The 16,572-nt window shown below is 33.6% G+C and carries 24 protein-coding genes and 3 pseudogenes; 11 read left to right on the top strand and 16 right to left on the bottom strand.

The features are described 5' to 3' along the window. From VK90_RS24780 to VK90_RS24835, 13 genes are all read right to left on the bottom strand, one after another. Window positions 1-630 (bottom strand): lysozyme family protein (locus VK90_RS24780; protein WP_048376020.1); only part of this gene is annotated, 630 nt, incomplete at its 3' end. Window positions 631-867: 237 nt separating this feature from the next. Next, complete coding sequence (locus tag VK90_RS24785) at window positions 868-1,254, bottom strand: hypothetical protein (protein ID WP_048376022.1); 387 nt, start codon at window positions 1,252-1,254, stop codon at window positions 868-870. Window positions 1,255-1,413: 159 nt separating this feature from the next. Further along, window positions 1,414-1,581 (bottom strand): hypothetical protein, encoded by a 168-nt coding sequence (locus tag VK90_RS30890; RefSeq protein ID WP_231595956.1) that lies wholly within the window; start codon window positions 1,579-1,581, stop codon window positions 1,414-1,416. 153 nt (window positions 1,582-1,734) lie between these two features. Continuing rightward, window positions 1,735-2,001 (bottom strand): hypothetical protein, encoded by a 267-nt coding sequence (locus VK90_RS24795; RefSeq protein WP_048376024.1) that lies wholly within the window; start codon window positions 1,999-2,001, stop codon window positions 1,735-1,737. Beyond that, window positions 1,998-2,189 (bottom strand): hypothetical protein, encoded by a 192-nt coding sequence (locus VK90_RS24800; RefSeq protein ID WP_048376026.1) that lies wholly within the window; start codon window positions 2,187-2,189, stop codon window positions 1,998-2,000. Before VK90_RS24800 ends, VK90_RS24795 begins: the two co-directional genes overlap by 4 nt. 12 nt (window positions 2,190-2,201) lie before the next feature. Next, window positions 2,202-2,960, bottom strand: coding sequence for an ATP-binding protein (locus VK90_RS24805; RefSeq protein WP_048376028.1), 759 nt, complete (start codon window positions 2,958-2,960; stop codon window positions 2,202-2,204). After that, the gene (locus VK90_RS24810) at window positions 2,944-3,798 is read right to left on the bottom strand and encodes a hypothetical protein (RefSeq protein WP_048376030.1); all 855 of its coding nucleotides are present in this window, start codon (window positions 3,796-3,798) and stop codon (window positions 2,944-2,946) included. Before VK90_RS24810 ends, VK90_RS24805 begins: the two co-directional genes overlap by 17 nt. Further along, on the bottom strand, window positions 3,799-3,975 hold the full coding sequence (locus VK90_RS30395) for a hypothetical protein (protein ID WP_175546545.1): 177 nt from the start codon (window positions 3,973-3,975) through the stop codon (window positions 3,799-3,801). A gap of 13 nt (window positions 3,976-3,988) precedes the next feature. Then, a complete protein-coding gene (locus tag VK90_RS24815) occupies window positions 3,989-4,621 on the bottom strand; it encodes a Sak single strand annealing protein (protein ID WP_048376032.1) in 633 nt (210 codons plus the stop codon). A 17-nt stretch (window positions 4,622-4,638) separates the two neighbouring features. After that, on the bottom strand, window positions 4,639-4,824 hold the full coding sequence (locus tag VK90_RS24820) for a hypothetical protein (protein ID WP_048376053.1): 186 nt from the start codon (window positions 4,822-4,824) through the stop codon (window positions 4,639-4,641). 7 nt (window positions 4,825-4,831) lie between these two features. Further along, complete coding sequence (locus tag VK90_RS24825) at window positions 4,832-5,032, bottom strand: hypothetical protein (RefSeq protein WP_048376034.1); 201 nt, start codon at window positions 5,030-5,032, stop codon at window positions 4,832-4,834. 668 nt (window positions 5,033-5,700) lie between these two features. Then, the gene (locus VK90_RS24830) at window positions 5,701-6,474 is read right to left on the bottom strand and encodes a phage antirepressor (RefSeq protein WP_048376036.1); all 774 of its coding nucleotides are present in this window, start codon (window positions 6,472-6,474) and stop codon (window positions 5,701-5,703) included. 41 nt (window positions 6,475-6,515) lie between these two features. Further along, a complete protein-coding gene (locus tag VK90_RS24835; RefSeq protein WP_082148052.1) occupies window positions 6,516-6,704 on the bottom strand; it encodes a helix-turn-helix transcriptional regulator in 189 nt (62 codons plus the stop codon). A 164-nt stretch (window positions 6,705-6,868) separates the two neighbouring features. On the opposite strand from VK90_RS24835, the gene VK90_RS24840 reads away from it, so the two are divergent. Next, the gene (locus tag VK90_RS24840; RefSeq protein WP_048376038.1) at window positions 6,869-7,219 is read left to right on the top strand and encodes a helix-turn-helix domain-containing protein; all 351 of its coding nucleotides are present in this window, start codon (window positions 6,869-6,871) and stop codon (window positions 7,217-7,219) included. A 10-nt stretch (window positions 7,220-7,229) separates the two neighbouring features. Here the strand turns inward: VK90_RS24840 and VK90_RS30400 are convergent, their stop codons facing one another. Further along, window positions 7,230-7,379: a hypothetical protein gene (locus VK90_RS30400; protein ID WP_197088230.1), complete on the bottom strand. Its 150-nt coding sequence runs from the start codon at window positions 7,377-7,379 to the stop codon at window positions 7,230-7,232. Window positions 7,380-7,976: 597 nt separating this feature from the next. On the opposite strand from VK90_RS30400, the gene VK90_RS24845 reads away from it, so the two are divergent. Further along, window positions 7,977-8,324 (top strand): helix-turn-helix transcriptional regulator, encoded by a 348-nt coding sequence (locus VK90_RS24845; protein ID WP_048376040.1) that lies wholly within the window; start codon window positions 7,977-7,979, stop codon window positions 8,322-8,324. A 153-nt stretch (window positions 8,325-8,477) separates the two neighbouring features. Here the strand turns inward: VK90_RS24845 and VK90_RS24850 are convergent, their stop codons facing one another. After that, window positions 8,478-10,175 (bottom strand): retron Ec67 family RNA-directed DNA polymerase/endonuclease, encoded by a 1,698-nt coding sequence (locus tag VK90_RS24850; RefSeq protein WP_048376042.1) that lies wholly within the window; start codon window positions 10,173-10,175, stop codon window positions 8,478-8,480. A gap of 218 nt (window positions 10,176-10,393) precedes the next feature. Between VK90_RS24850 and VK90_RS30895 the strand changes: the two are divergent. Further along, window positions 10,394-10,516 (top strand): annotated as a pseudogene (locus VK90_RS30895) (ribonuclease); the annotation flags it as partial. A 112-nt stretch (window positions 10,517-10,628) separates the two neighbouring features. On the opposite strand, the gene VK90_RS24855 reads toward VK90_RS30895, so the two are convergent. After that, the gene (locus VK90_RS24855) at window positions 10,629-11,741 is read right to left on the bottom strand and encodes a DUF4238 domain-containing protein (protein ID WP_048376043.1); all 1,113 of its coding nucleotides are present in this window, start codon (window positions 11,739-11,741) and stop codon (window positions 10,629-10,631) included. 282 nt (window positions 11,742-12,023) lie between these two features. Between VK90_RS24855 and VK90_RS30900 the strand changes: the two are divergent. The 8 genes and pseudogenes from VK90_RS30900 to VK90_RS29340 all read left to right on the top strand — a co-directional run. Further along, window positions 12,024-12,131 (top strand): annotated as a pseudogene (locus VK90_RS30900) (XRE family transcriptional regulator); the annotation flags it as partial. 479 nt (window positions 12,132-12,610) lie between these two features. After that, entirely contained in the window at window positions 12,611-13,168 is a 558-nt protein-coding gene (locus tag VK90_RS24860; RefSeq protein ID WP_048376044.1) for an excalibur calcium-binding domain-containing protein, read from the top strand. A 56-nt stretch (window positions 13,169-13,224) separates the two neighbouring features. Then, a complete protein-coding gene (locus VK90_RS24865) occupies window positions 13,225-13,884 on the top strand; it encodes a class D sortase (protein ID WP_048376046.1) in 660 nt (219 codons plus the stop codon). 111 nt (window positions 13,885-13,995) lie between these two features. Continuing rightward, a complete protein-coding gene (locus VK90_RS30905; protein WP_231595957.1) occupies window positions 13,996-14,238 on the top strand; it encodes a hypothetical protein in 243 nt (80 codons plus the stop codon). A gap of 47 nt (window positions 14,239-14,285) precedes the next feature. Continuing rightward, window positions 14,286-14,507, top strand: coding sequence for a hypothetical protein (locus VK90_RS30910; protein WP_231595958.1), 222 nt, complete (start codon window positions 14,286-14,288; stop codon window positions 14,505-14,507). A gap of 117 nt (window positions 14,508-14,624) precedes the next feature. Beyond that, window positions 14,625-15,089: a hypothetical protein gene (locus VK90_RS24875; protein WP_048376047.1), complete on the top strand. Its 465-nt coding sequence runs from the start codon at window positions 14,625-14,627 to the stop codon at window positions 15,087-15,089. 209 nt (window positions 15,090-15,298) lie between these two features. Beyond that, window positions 15,299-15,559, top strand: a complete 261-nt coding sequence (locus VK90_RS24880) for a hypothetical protein (protein WP_048376049.1) — start codon at window positions 15,299-15,301, stop codon at window positions 15,557-15,559. Window positions 15,560-15,759: 200 nt separating this feature from the next. Next, window positions 15,760-16,462, top strand: a pseudogene (locus tag VK90_RS29340) (IS6 family transposase). Window positions 16,463-16,572 lie beyond the last annotated feature (110 nt).

Here is a 16,572-nt window from a genome sequence, read left to right on the forward strand (position 1 = left end):
TTCGGGATACTTAGACTTTGCAATACCAATCCCAACTGGTTGTATTGGTTTATTGTTACCGCCACCAGTTCCTCCATCAAAATTCACATATTGCTTAACAATTTCAGAGTAGAAAAAATTCCCTCCATTTTTATATCGATAACCACCATTGTATGCCACTGCGATAGGCTGACTATATCGAACCATAGCACCAGTTGTATTTCCAAGAGATGGTGCAACAACCGTTTTAGAATACAAATCTGCCACCGGTAATGAATGTTGTTTATTGTTAGAAGCTAACCAGCGAAGATAAGCTCGTCCAAAATTATATGATTGAACAATAGCACTTAAATCCGTAATACCATTCTTTTTTGCATCATCAAAAGCTCCTTTTAAATGCTTTACTCCGTAATAAACTGAATCCTTAGGATTTTTAATTGTATTCATTGGCCATCCTTGTGATTCACTTGACTGCATAATATCAGGTGTTGTTTCAGAATTCCCTCCACTTTCCACCATAATAATTCCAAGCACATAAGGCACTAACTCAGATACACCTTGTGCAGCACATTCACTTTCTACCATTGTCTGCCATCGTAATACTTGTTGCGGCAGATTCTTTGTCGTAACTGAAGCAGCTAATATACTCATTACTAAACATCTCCTTATTTCCCTATTATTTTTATCTAAAAAACTACTAATTTACTAAGTACACCCAACAACTAAATGCCCATCTTTCTATAAAATTACTTAATGACACTCACCTTCTTTCACAACAAAAAGAGCAACCATAAAAATAGTTGCCCTTTGTCAAAATCTTATATTACTACTATAAATCATTTTTTCAATGCTTTCTGTACACCACATGTAACCTACATAAAGGTAACATTAAAATCCATCTAGAAACTTGACAATCTTTTTTATTTCAGCATGCTTACGTCGGATATAGCCTGTACTATAATGCAAATCAAAAGCTATTTGTTCTAAAGTCATTCCGTCCACATATTTCATTTTTAGTATTCGATTTTCTAATCCGGTAAACTTACTAATCAAATACTTTAAATCGTACATAGCATTCATTTTATGAGCTAATTCATATTCAATTGCTTCAATATGTCCTTCTACTTTCGCACCGTTCGATTCAGCAGTTAAACGAACATCCCGTAAATCACCACTAATCCAACGTTTTAATTCAGCTTTTGTTTTATCTAAATTGTAGTCCAAATAAGCAATATCTTCTTCTAATTTCTGATAATCTTTCATCCAGTCAAACAAATGATGATTCACCTACTTTCTATATAAAAAACAACAAATCTCATAAAACATGTTTATTTTTTTTCGTTCTAAGACGTTTTACCATCCTCAAGACCAATGGCATTCAGAAAGAAAAACAACTTCAAACTACAACTCTTCAATGAAGTTTGTGAATACTTGTTAACTTTTTCCGCTCTCGTCATAGCGATTCCCTTGCTTCCCTGGTAGCTTCGTTGCTGCTAGATGATAAGACCAACCACACTTTAATCGACTATAAAATGTGTAACGTGATATACCGTTACGTTCCGCCATATGCATCCATTCACCATGTTCTCTATCGAAATCCATTTTCTTTTTTCCGATCCGTTGCGTTATCGCCCTTTCGATATCCTAGTCATAGCGGTATACTCTCTCCTGAAGTCTTTATCTGCTGATACCATTCGCTTTAGCTTGCTCATAATGTTCATCTAAGATAAAGAAGTTCATTGCCATGCCCCTTTCTTAATTCAATGCCATAAGTTCAGCTAACGTTCTATCTGAAATGTAAGTGTTGATAATCTGAATCCGACCATATTTATCTTTAGCCATTCCTACGGCTTCGCTTTCTGATTTTGCTTCAAACCAACGAAGTTTCCATCTGTCTTCTTTGTCGTAAAACTCTACTGAGTACGTTATGACGCTTGTAACACATTGCAATAACTTATCAGACGTGCTCTTTGCTTCATAATTAATACTTCCAACGACATCCTCAAGTGTTAATTGCTTCATGCTACTGTCTCGGCTTTCTCACGCATTTGTAATTGATGGATTGCTTTTAACCTCGTCATAACGGCATGACGTCTTCTATCCACTTCTTCAGGTGTCCGATTCCCCGCTTCGCAAATACATGGTGCGAATTGGTACATACCCGTTCCCATATCGTTTCTAATTACTCCAGTTCCTTCACATGCACACATCTTAATTCCCCCTTAGAATGGTAATGCTTTTCTTCTATAATCCTTTGTATCTTTAAAAACAATTGCCCTAAAGTTATTGAATATACGTGATACAATCCGTTCGTCATATGCGCCCTCTAAAAGCTCTCCAGTAAGGTTGGTCGTGAAGATAGTAGATTTACCTTGCCTTCCATCGAAAACATCGAATAACACTCTATTAATGAAGTTTGTAGCTTTTGTATTAGCATCTAATGCGCCTAACTCTGCCCCTAAATCATCAACTATCAATACATCTGCTCTTACTAATGTCCGAATGATTGAATCCTCAGTTAAGGAGGAATCCTTATTGAACGTACTTTTAATCTTCCTTAGCAATTCGCCAACTGTAACGAAGACCACTGATATCCCTGCTCCTGCAAGCTGATCTGCTATGGCATAAGCAAGATGTGTTTTCCCCGCTCCGCAATTACCGGCCATAATTGTATTGAACACTTTCCTATTGAGATAATCCGTTGCGATGATCTTTGCAAGTTCAAGGTTCTTCGCTCCTTCCTCGCTAGTAGATTGGTAGTTATCAAAATTAGCTTTCTTAATATCGCTATCAGCAATCATGCTTTGTTGATGGAATAAGAATTTCTTCTCGTTTGCTTTATCCGCATCGTATTTCGCTTGTTCTTGTTCTTGGAGCTTCTTACTATCGTTTTCAAGGAAGCAACGAGGGCAAACAACTTGTCCACCGAACTTCATCTTATTCATGCCATGCGTATCACAAACATCAGAATCCATAGTCATATTCACCTTTTTGGCTATATCGGTTGGTATTGCTGCCGCCGCTCTCTGCATTGTTCTTCGCTCCTTTTTTAGAATTCATTTGAATTGTTAATTGATCAAACTTTTCACGTAGCTTTTTAGGAGATAAGATGTTTCCTTGCCAAAATGGATCTGCTTGGCACCAATCAATAACATCTTTAATCTCTTGCAATTCACGGTTATCCTTTTCACGCATTAATCTAAAATCATTAGACCAAGTATCGAAGTTAGGCTCTTTTTGTTTAGGATTATTACCCTTAATTTTTTCAAACAAATACTTAGCCCCATTGGTGTCGCAAGTTTCAAACTTGTGACGAGGAGTCTTTTTTTCTTTTTCTTTTTCTTTTTCTTTTTCTTTTTGTCCCCGTATCGTGGACGTATCGTGTGACGTATCGTCAAGACCCGCATAAACACTGACTTTTCGAACTAATAATGTGTTTTCCGTTCGTTCCAGAACTAGTTTCACTAACGATAAATCTTTAATACTTTTTAGTTCTTTTTTGATACAATCCTCAATCGGCTTACCACCTTTGTTAAGATTGTATTTACCCCAATTTAGTATGCAAAGTTCTCTTGTTTCCTCGTTATAAGCCACAAGATCGTGATGATTCATGAAGCGATCCAATAAAGCTTTTGCACTTTCAATCGAGTAACCTAATTCAAAAGCCATTTGTTTTCTAGTTATCTGATAAACTCCAATTTGAGTTGTGTGCTCATTTGTCATTAGATAGAGGTAAAAGTACTTATCCTCAGGTGTCATCTCTTCTGAAACCCTTGCATCCGACCAAAATGAAGTCTGCACGTGCCTGTATTTTGCCATTTAATTCACTTCCCTTTCGCATACCGCTATGTCGCCTTGAATCTTGATTACTCTGTATCCTGGATAGCGATCAGGAGTGATGTACTCAATCGCCTTCGCTTTCACTTCTTGTTCATTCTTTGCGCCCTTCCTCACCCATGAAGGAAGGACGATTCTCGATTGATTTTTGTCTAACATAGGTTTCAACTCCTTAGTTTGTTTGTTCTATCTTTTCAACCTGTTCTTTCTCTTCAGTCTCAGCTGTTTCTTTTTCAGCCTGCTTAACCCATTTTGTTGATTTCTTAAGTACTTCTTCAGCTTGTTTTAGTGTCAATTCGCTGACTTCCTTGATGCTTAAGTGCCCTTTAATCGTATCCTCATCTACTTTTCGAAGAGTAGCCAATTTTTTAATGTTTAATTTGATTGCACCTACTTGTTGAGCAGTAATCATCTCCACTTGGATCTCTGGTAAATCTTCACCTGCGTAGATGTATAATCCTAATCCGTGAAGTGCAATTGCTTTTACTAAGCAACGTTGGATACTTGTGTTAATATCAAAACTGTTTGGTTCAACTATCGGTTTGTTTTGATTGTTAAGTATTGGGTGAATCTGACTTAGTGGTAATCCTTGTACAGTTACTTCAACTTCTACAAAGTAACCACAATCCGTTTTAAGGTAAGGGGCGCCATTGAATCGCTTAACTTCCCATGTAGCAGTTGGATCTATTTCACGAAGCTTCTTAACTGCCCAAGCCCAGGATAAGTAACTAAAACGCCCTTTCTTTTCAACATGTTCCGAGCAATCTATTTGAGCTAATTTAGAAAAGTAATTTTCAGTTTTCATATGAATCTCCCTCTCTTTTAAAATGGTGCAATTTCTTCTTTCTCTTCTTGCTGGCTAGTTTTGTACATATCCTCAAGAACTTGTAAGCCGTGCTCATAAGCTAAAATGACGGCGTCTGAATGAGGTTCGACATTTTTCCTGTTGTGTTCAATCAATCTATTAAAAATTCGTTTTTCTAATTCGAACTTGTGATGTATATTCATATCCATTTCATTCACCTGCCACTTTTTTCATGGAATGTTCTTCAACATACTGTTTGATGCACTCAGATTCTGTATGGATTGGATCACCACTGAAATCAAGGTATCCTTCGCCGTAATAGATCTCTTCACCACATCCTTGGCAGTAATCCATGAAGTCTCTCGCCAATGAATCATGAGCATTTCCAATCAACATGCCATTTTCTAACACTTCTCATTCCTCCTTGTTTTTAGGAGAAAACATTTGGTATATTGTAATTAGGAATTTACATGTGTTTTCTCCAAACCGTCTTAGGGGTAAGGCAGTTTTTAATTTTTTCAATAGTACTTACTAAACAATTCTGTTAAAATTTAGTTACCGATATGTGTAACAACCGGCCTGTGCTTCTGTACGGGCTTTTTTGATACTTTCACGCATCGGAGTATCCAGGAACCCATTTGCTAGGTGGGGAATATCATCGAATCACCGAATATTCAGGCAAAAAAGGAACTTGTCTGTGTTCATAAATTCGTAACATCTATATATAAAGTTCGTATAAATTGCGTGTTACACTTTGTACATTCTAATAAGTTCTTATAGAGTCGACAACTCGATGATCTTAGTACTGCCCTGCATTCCCTGCAGGGCTTCCCTCATTTAGCTAGAGTTATATACTTGTATGTTTCCTCAACCTTATCTGCGCTGTTATGTACTTCCCTAGCTTTTAAATCCTTTATGATCCACAAGATTTTCTTTCGTTCGTATTCATCACGCTACTGTTTATTTGTCATCTTCAATCCATCCTGCTTTCTTTGCTGCAACATCTACTCGGTGCACTAAGTATGCCGATAAACATATAGCTATTGCGACAATTATCAAGGATAGTGAGCTTTCCATCTCTAAACCGCCTCCTGATTAAGAAACTTATTAATGAAATAAAGCTGACCTTTCCCTGTAACTTTTGGTGTGAATGATGTTACGAATTCACCTTCGCTATTTGTTCTTACGAATTCTTGTGACTCGAATAGGCCTAAATCCATTGAATACTGAGTAGGCGTGTTGTACATGCTTCCTCTTTTCTTGCAAAGATAGCCGTTTTCTCTCAACCATTCGAAGAGTCTGTTTTGACCTGTGTCTATTCCTTTTTGCTTCATTAGAATCGCTAACTGCTTTATACTGATTAGATTCGTTGAAACTTGGATCGCTTGGGCGAATGTTACTAAAGGTTGTTGCTGTAATACTTTTCGTTCAGCTTCAAAGCGTCTCTCTTTTTCTTCTTTTAAATTAGTGAGAAGGCCAATCATGAAGTCTGGATTAGCTACCACTTGTTCTAGTACTTGATCTGTCATGTATGCTCCGTGTTTACGAATTGTTGGAAGAACTTCTTCAAATACCCACTTTTCAAATTGATCCGCTTGTGGAAGTTTTGATTTTACGATTAAGCGGTATAAATTGGATTCATTGATGAACTTTTTCCTTTGTTGTCCACTATTAGTAGGGACTAACGTTTCGTTCACACCTTCAGACTTGCAATGATCTTTAATTGCTTTGTGTGGATTTGAATACCCTAATGCTTTAGCAACATCTGTTGCCGGAAAGTATTCTTTTCCATCTTTAATAAGCATTTCTAAGTTCCCGAACATACTGTGTGAAAATTTTTTGAGTTCATTCATTTGGTTTACTCCCTTCTCATTATATAAACTTCAGGTTTACTTTAATTGTTAAAAAAAAGTTCTTTAGGATTTTCCTCAAGAGCTATTGCGATTTTTAACGCTAAGTCTATTTTTAATGTTCTTTTGTTGTTTTCGATATACCAGTAGTGCATTTTAGTGATTCCGACTTTATTGGCAACGTCTTGGCAAGACATCCCTCTTTCTAGTCGTTTTTGTTTTAACTGATGCAAGTTTTTTCACTCCCTTCGTTGCCTGTAATTTCATTATAAGTAAACCTGAGGTTTATTTCAAGTGCTTTTCTCAAAAAAGTATAATGATTTTCAACTTGTGGTAAACACTATGTTTACTTTATACTTTATTTATCACAAACACTTTATAAAAGGGGGCGTTAATATTGATTGGGGAAAAGATTAAAGAACTTAGGAAGAATAATAAGATAACGCAAGAGCAACTTGGTAATGCTATTGGTGTATCTAAAATGGCTATTTCTTATTTTGAAAAGGGAAAAAAGTCACCTGGGCGAGAATCATTAGAAAAGATTGCTGATTATTTCGATGTAACTACTGATTATTTATTAGGTAGATCAGAAGATCCAGAATTGAACGAAGAAGAAAACAAGATTGTTACTGAAGAAGGAAAAAACATACTAGCTTTAATTGAAAGTCTTCCAGAAGATGAGAGAAAGAAAGCTTGGGAACAGTTAGAGATGTATGTTACTTATATGCAAAATAAAAAGAATGGCTAATCCAAGAAGACTACTCAATGTAACAGTCTTCTTTTTTATGTATTTGGTTTTCCTTATAAGATTCGTCTAGACATATTTTAAAAATATCTTCTGCTTTAATCGGAGCCTCATGTTTCAAACCCAATTTTACCGCTTCCCTAACTAATTGCTCTTTTTTCATATCTACTTCCCCCTATATTCTCCTTAATATATGTAGACTTTCTTAAAATGAAGAGCTTTTGTCGCTTTGGGTCAAAAACTCCCCACTTCCTTTAGAGCAGAATTGACACTATCAAGTTGATAGTGTCAATTGGAAAGCGGTGATAGAAAAACAAACTACAGTAGCAATTGTCAAAATGGCTTTACTAAACTTACCTTTCAAGTACTTCACCAACTTTTATGTATAATTTATCTATAGCGTTTTAAGACTGTTTTGGGTGGAATACTGTGGAAAACTCTTGATTGATTGTTCTATGTATTCTCTTCCCTCTTCTCCACCTTTTGCTATCTCCATGTAATATAGTTGAAAACTATTTAATCTACCATTTTTGAGAGATTTTAAAAATCCTTATATAACAGTTTTTCTTGAATTTCATAGAAAGAAGTATGCATTTTTACAGTTTTTCTTTTAAAGCCCTCTATATGAATATTTTACCACAAAAACCGAACTTTTGTTCCTTTTATTTTTTATAAACAGAAATACGACCTAAATATAATAAAAAAGTCAGAATAACTACCAATTATGGTATAGTAATAAAGTGATTATTATACTCAAAATATGAAAACTACAGTCGGTCAAAACATTAAAAATTTCAGAAAGTCTTTCGGTTTAACGCAAGAACAATTATCTGATAGAACAGGGTTGTCACGTGGACAAATCAAAAATTGGGAAGTGGATCGCCATGAACCTGATCTTGAAAGCTTAAAGGTACTTGCATCGTTTTTTAACACCTCCACAGATGCTCTTCTTAACTTCGAGAACAGGAAAGAAGATGAGTTATTGGAATTACTATTTAACGATGTCCAAAGAGCTTATGAGGAGCTTGATGGACGTCAGCAAGGTCGTTTTGCTAAACAATTAGCGTTGTATGTCAAAATGTTACGTGATAACAAAGACATACTGTGATTTGATTTCATCATAAAAGAAATCATTTCTATTTGGTAGAGATGCAATTTCACACAACTCTACCAAATATGAAAAGAGAGCCGATTGGCTCCCTTTTTTTTAGATTTTCCCACTAATTATAAATAAGTATGTAATTAAAAGAATTTAGTTACTTTAAGAAGTAATTATGGTATTTAGATGATCTAGCATGCATTTGAAATTACTAAAGTTAACACTTTTATAGTTCTTAGAAATATAATCCGCAAAATTAGCTTTTCCATAATGATTATCACTATTGAATTTTTTGTCGTCTCTTTCAAACTTTTTCCCATGAATTTTGTGATCTAATGTTGAATCATCAAATAAATCTTCAATCTCACATTCAGAAAGCCCTTTAACTAGCTGGTGTGTTAAAAGATAGAGGTTTTCAGTGATGTGCATGTAATAATCCTTCGAACAAAAAGAACTTTTGGAAGCATCTTTATTAAGTTCCATATGGTTCATAATTTTTTTTAGCGGTTTCTTCGAATTATTAAGTTCATTATCAAGAATAAAAATAACAGGATTATTTGGAATGCTACCTAAGTCTCTAAGTTTTTCAAAAAAATTTGGATAGCCATTATTTTCTTTTCCAACGTAATAGTTATAAATGTTTTTCATTGTATCAGCGCCGTCTAGCTTGATATCTAAAAAATAACTTAAACGCTTGGTTCGTCTTAAAAAAGAAACTTTAAATTCAAATGTTTCATCGCTTTTTTTTGTAATCAAATTTGGATAATCTTTATATAAATTTTTTAATGCGGCTTTTATATACTCAATATCGGTTTTACCCTCAGTTACAATAAGAGGTCTCTTGTTCTTATAAAAATATTTATAGAATAAAAACATTTGATATTGTTTTTCTCTAGAATTTAAATTTCGAAAATTTAACTTTACATTTTTATCTCTATCTTTTTTTACTAGATTATTGTACCGATCAAGTTGATTAATAAAGGAAAATCTACCTTCAAGTTGGTTAATTTCACCCAATTCCCCATCTATTTGAAAATCACCTGTAGTATATAAAGAATGCGCCATTGAACGAGTAATTTTATAATAATTTCTATCTACATTTACTTTTTTGTTAACAACCAGGCCAGTAACTTTTTGTTTTGAATCTCTAAATTGCAATCGAGTTTTCTTCTCATTTATTTTGAATCCAGCTCTTTCAATTATTTTGGATATTTCTTCATAAAAATCCGATTGTTGATCTAAGAAATGTTTATTATTAGTAGAAAATGTTAAATCATCTGCATATCTTGTATAATTTAATTTGTATTTCTTAGAGAGTTTTAATAGTTTCATATCAAGGATATTACAAATTAAATTGGTTATGATCGGTGAACTAGGTGCTCCTTGTGGCAAATGCCCCTCATAACAAGTAAGTTGAGCAATTATTGTTGCTACTTTTTTAGGAAGTAGGAAATTTTTATCTTTTTCAAAAAAGCCTCTAACACGCCCGAAGTGAAAACTTTCAAAGAAGTTCTCCAAATCAATATTTAAAACAAAACGTTTATTACGATGAATTTGTGCGTTTGTAATAATACTTTTTTCTTTTTGAAAAGCGTGTGAAATATCCAGATTCTTTCCACTTTCTTCCCATATGTGTTTTTGATGTGTCCATAAAGAAAGTACAAGTTTTCTTTGAATATCTTTTAAATCTTCCAATGGAGCATTAATATGTCTAACTCCGCCATTTTTTTTTGGTATCTCAAAAGAGGTATATAAATTATCTATTCCTTTTTTATATAATATATAAGTTATTTTTATAGTCGGAATTTTCAAAAAACTAGAAAGGTCATGAAGCGTTTTAATATTATTAAATTTATCCATTTTATTCTCCCCAAAAAAACGTGTGGCTACTCCTTAGGCGAAGCTAAATAGTTTAGTAAATAAAGACTACTAAGTAAATTTAATAGAGAGGGCAAACGCCCCCCACTTTCTTGACAAAACTTGCGAAACACAAGTCAAATACTCTAGCCACACGATTCTAATAAATTTCATTATAAACTGAATAAAGTTATTTTGCAAAACTATAAAAGTGCCCATTTGCTCCTAGAAAAATTAGAATAGAAGGATTTCAAAAATCTATTAAACTTTCCAATTTGAAATTAATTAGTACGGTTGCTAGCTTAACTGAGGTAGAATCAAAACTAGGTGTTAGACGTAATTAGATAAAATATCTCAAGTAGTTTTTTATCAGCATACTAAAGAGTTTACAGCTTTAGTATGCTGATTTTTTTATAAAAAACACAGTTATCTATATGTTAAATCATCATTTCGGTTTTAATTTTTAGATCTATACATTCTTCTCGCAACTGGATACTGATCTTCTTCAAATTCTATCCGTTTCTTCTCCAGAAACTCTTGAATTGGCGGCCATTCTTCTCGATTAATACCTCCCATATGTGAAGGAATTATTAATTTGTTTGCAAATTCAGAGGTTTTTATCCACGAAAAATTTATTTTTTTAGATACATGATTTGTACCAAATGAGATAAGTGTATTATTCGAATCAACAGATTGAAATGTAGATATTTCTCTTTCTAACTCATTAACTTTTGGTGTTTTCTTATGCTTATTATGAATACCTTCAATATAACTCTGTCTAGTCTTTTGATTAAAAAATACATTATTATAAGCATTTAAGTAAAACAGTTCATTCAGTTTATCTACATCACTTGCTCTTTTTAAAATTAAAACGTTATTTTCCGCATTCGGAATATCATAAGCAAACTGATCATAAAGTAATATGCATTTTTGAGGAGAAATTGGGAAAAAGAATTGTAACCCCCTATTGATATAACCAAAACCACCTCGATAACCTTTGCTAAGATAAAATGAATTATAACGTACTACGGGGTTATCCGACGTTATAAACTTTCTTGCACCGGTTTGTTCAATAATTAACAGCGGTTTTAAGTCTAGAACTAACGGCGTACTTCTCATCGCTATTTCAATATTATAATTAGCTGGTTCATTAACTTTAACCTCAAAAGAATCCAAATCTATATCTTTACATTCGGGATTTTCTGACATTAATGATTTAGATATATAATTAGCCATATGATCACTCGAATCAGCACGTTTCAAATTTCTAGCTTCACTAACAATTACAAACATTACAAAATGTACAAAATCTTCATCTCTAGGTAATTTATTAGTATTAAGGATATTATTAATAGTTATAGAGGCTTTAGATTCAATTTCTTTATCCAAAAACGTTTCAATCCTATTATCGGCTCCATAAAAATTATTTTTTTGACACATTCCTCTTATAGAGGCATTAGAAATGTATTTAGAATTTCCTATATTAAAAGTGTTTATAGACTTTTCCGTTTCCGAAAAATGTCTTAAATAAAATTTAGGTACATAATGTTGTCTGTTTTTTTCCCCCATATTTACACCTTATTCCCTTTTATTTTTATAAAGATAATTATCTCTATAAAAATAAAATATATCAATTAGTAACACCTATTTTTGGAATAAAATATAGATTTGATTCATATTTATCTACGAACGATATAACTTAACATGATAAAATATTATTTGGATGGGAGTCCAATATTATTAAAATTAAGATGGTTCAAGTCGCAGGAAGGCACCTTAGGGTGTCTTTTTTTACGGCAATATAACATTTTTTCTTTGTTATGAGTGATGCAAAATTTTAAAGTTTGCACCGACATCCAAAGGGCTTATGAGGATCTTGATGGACGTCAGCAAGGTCGTTTTGCTAAGCAAGTTTCTTGGTACGTGAAGATGCTGCAAAACAACAAAGATATACTGTGATTTGATTTCATCATAAAAGAAATTATTTCCATTTGCTAGAGGTAAAATTTTATCATTATCCTTGAGAGCGCTAAACTCCCCTTTTTTATGTGACTAACCTGTAACTAAAACGATTACTGTCTGCCTATCCATTAATTGTAATACACCCCATATTTTGCTCATGTCTCGAGTCCAGAAAACATGTTAGAATACCTTTGGTTAACTGTTACATATGCAACTACCATTGCTAACGTTAGCAGTTTATCAACCTATGCTGGGAAGTTATGCTCCTGGATTGTGGTATATGCCGCAGCTCTTAACTATTTGTTGAGGGCTTTTTTTATTTTCATTCGACATAATATGACAATATACGAATTAACAGTTTGGTATTATTATCTAGAAATCTTACATTTATCTACAAATTATTATTGTTTTTTTAATTTTTTAAATGTAAAATATTTCAATGTAAATACATACCATTTAGGGAGATGGAGAATATTATGAAAAAACTATTAGCTTCAGCAACAGCGGTCACATTATTAACAGTGGGGTACAGTTCTTCTGCATTTGCAGCAAAAAGTCCTAATGATACAAAAAACTGTGAACATTTTAAAAGCCAACAAGATGCTCAAGCATTCTGGGATCAAAACGGATATGGTGTTGGAAATGATCCACATCGTTTAGACAATGATAAAGATGGCATTCCATGTGAAAATTATAAGTATCCAACAAGCACAAATACTACAACAGAAAATAAAGAAACTACTAAACCTCAAGAACAAACTAAACAAGAAAATACTAAGCAAGAACCTGTTAAACAAGAAAACACTAAGCAAGAGAATTCAAAACAAAACAACCAAACAACAAATACTAAGCCTCAAACAACTGCAAAAGAAACAAAGAAAAATACTAATACAGTTGTGAAAAAAGAAACTAAAAAACAAGGTGAAAAATTACCTAATACAGCATCAAACGGTGTTACAATGATGTTAGCAAGCTTAGGCTTAGCATTAGCTGGATCTGTATTAATGTTCCGTCGTAAAAAGACAAACGCATAAAATAGTTCCTTAAAACGGCAGGAGAAATCCTGTCGTTTTCAAATGGAGTGATAAAAGTGAATAAAAAACAATGGATAGGCTTATGTTTAACTGTTATTGGACTTACTATCTTTTCCTATTATTTTCTAGAATGGTATGGAGCTAGACAATCAGCAGAGTCGCTAACGACTAACGAAGCGAAACACTATGAGACCTCCACACCTTCTAAAGAAAGTGAAACAACAAACATCAATCAAACAGAGACAGAGACTGAGACTTCATTACAACCTGAAGAACCTGTACAAATTCCCGCATCAAAGGTAAACCATCAATTAGGAGATAAAGTGGCATATTTAATTATCCCTAAAATACAAAAGAAATACTCTGTATATTGGGGAGCTGACGATAAAGTACTGAAAAAAGGTGTAGGTATGTTTGTTAGTGACTTAACTACTACACCATCTGGAAATGGTCATACAGTACTAAGTGGACATAGAGATACTGTTTTTACCGAGCTTGGTCAACTAAAGGAAAACGACCAACTTATCGTGGAATATGAAAATAAAACATATACATATAGAATTAACAAGCATTGGATAACGGATTCAGAAGATCGAACAGTTATTGTAGACAAAAGTGAGCCAACATTAACATTAACAACTTGTTATCCTTTTGACTATATAGGAGACGCTCCAGATCGATACATAATTGAATCATCTCTACTCTCCACTCGTTGAAGATGGGAGCTTCGGCTCTCTTTTTCTATTTGCATTCGACAAAATACGACATAATAGGGACAGGTCATCTGATATGATAACCTCGTAAATCTTAGTATTAGGAGGGTAAACATGGGATTATTTGATATGTTTAAAGGCGACAAAACTCGTAACGAAAATGGGATGGAACCTCATTTTGCTTTTGCAACTTCTTTGCTATATATGATGGGTGCAGATGGAGAATACGATAATGAAGAACTCGGACAATTACTATCTGTTCTAGGTGGAAAAAATAAGGGTGGTACGATTTATGTTGGTGGAAATAATGATGATTTACTTGAAAAGCCATCAAATATGTTCGTAGAAATAATTTAGAAACGTTTTTAAAAGAAGCAAGTCCTTCTCTTACAGATGCACAAAAAATGTGCATTTTAGTTAACCTAATAGATTCTTCTCTTTCTGATGGAGAAGCTGAACGCGAAGAACAAGTGATGTTTGGAAAGTTTTTAGATGCATTCGGTATTTCAGAAGAACGATTTAAACCATTCTTTGAAGTTATTGTCTTAAAAAATGATCGTTCTGTATTTACAAATCAAAATCATCCTAAAAACCGATTACAAAAAGTTGAATTAACAAAAGTTTAAAAGCACTCTTCTGAGTGTTTTTATTTTTCATTCGACAAAATATGACAAGACAGTTGTAACTGGATTTGTTATGATTTCTATAAATCTTACAACTTGAATGTACGGAGGAAAGAAAAAATGAAACGAAAATTACTTACAGCATTAACTTGTAGCGCATTACTTATGGGGATGGCTGCTTGTAGTTCAAATGAAAAAACCGCAAGTGAATCGAAACCGAAACAAGAAGCGAAAAAGCCTGAACCAATTACTACAACATCATTAATTGACGAATTTAAGAAAGCTGGATTAGAAGCTGAAAACGCTACAGATCTACCACAAAAGGAATTTGGAAACATGCGCAAAGATGGGAAACGTATCTTAGTTCCTGCACTTGGTCAGGATAACGGTGGCCGTTTATTTGAATTTAGCAAGAAAGAAGATTTAGAAAAAGCTAAGAAGTACTATGATGATTTGAGTAACTCAAATCCAATACTTTTCTCACATACATACGCTAAAGGGAATTTCCTTTTACAAATGAATGGTGATATGAAAGATGAAGAGTTTAATAAATATAAAGAGGTTATGGATAAAACTATTAAGTAGGTTAATGAATCCGTTTTCATTTTCTAAAAACTGTGATAAAATCACAGTTGGATGGGAGTCCAATACATATTATTAAAATTAAAGTGGTTCAAGTCGGAGGAAGGCACCTTAGGGTGTCTTTTCTTTTATACATCAATAAATATTCTTTCTATTCTGTTTTTATGTAATTAATAGTATATTTTGTATATAAATATTAAGGAGGAATAGAAATGCAATTACAAAACATAGATACAGAACTAAAAAAATTTCTTTACCAACAAATTTATGTACATAAAATCGGATCAATCGACACTCTACTTACAGAAGGATATATGTTTGATACACAAGATATACAACAAGCACTAGATATATTTATGAGAAATGAACTCATAATACCTACAGTATCTACAATGCAAATAGGACAGAAAAAAGTAGATTTTATGCGTAATGATGAAAAATTTAGGATTTTAAAAGAAAAAGATCAGTTATAAAAACAAACATTAAATGAACGTGGTTCAAGTCGGAGGAAGGCACCTTAGGGTGTCTTTTTTTATTTCCAAGAGGACCTGCTCAATTAATGCGTAAAAACATAAAGTAAAGGTTCTGGTGCAAAAACTTCAGGACAATTGCAATGAATCTATAAATCTTGGACATACTGATACGATTACTCTAGAAAGGGTGCGTGGTTGGTATGGAAAAGGAAAATGTATTCAAATGGAAGCACTATCAGCCTGATATTATCTTATTAACGGTAAGATGGTACCTACGGTACAACCTAAGTTTTCGTGATTTGGTGGAAATGATGGAGGAACGGGGTTTATCCATTTCTCATACAACGATTATGCGTTGGGTTCATCAGTATGGTCCTGAATTGGACAAACGAATCCGACGTTACCTCAAACAAATGACTCTTGGAGAGTCGATGAAACATATATCAAAGTAAAAGGGCAATGGATGTACCTGTATCGTGCTGTTGATTCGAGGGGACACACAATCGATTTTCTCCTAAGCAAAACAAGAGACCAAAAGGCTGCAAAGCGCTTTTTCAAGAAGGCTTTGCGGTCTTTTCATGTTTCAAAGCCTCGTGTTATAACAGTCGATAAGAATCCAGCTTATCCTATAGCAATTGAACAGCTGAAAAAAGAAAAAAACATACCTGATGGTATGCAACTTAGACAACAAAAGTACTTGAATAACATAGTAGAACAAGATCATCGCTTTATAAAGAAGCGAATCCGTTCTATGCTAGGGTTCAAATGTTTTGACACAGCTACATTCATTCTTTCTGGAGTAGAAGCCATGCATATGATTAAAAAGAACAGATTGATTTACGAGACCAGTCTGTCCAAAATCAGAAAGAATTTATCTATCAATTGTTTGGACTTGCAGCATAAGATACGATTCCATTAGGAATATATGCGCTTTATTCTCTTTTATTTTATTTTTGCACCAGAACCGTTTGATGGCGATGTGGTACTATCCCACATCCATCAACTTAAGGATT

The organism is Bacillus sp. LK2, assembly GCF_001043575.1.
In the GTDB taxonomy this organism is placed as follows: domain Bacteria; phylum Bacillota; class Bacilli; order Bacillales; family Bacillaceae_G; genus Bacillus_A; species Bacillus_A paramycoides.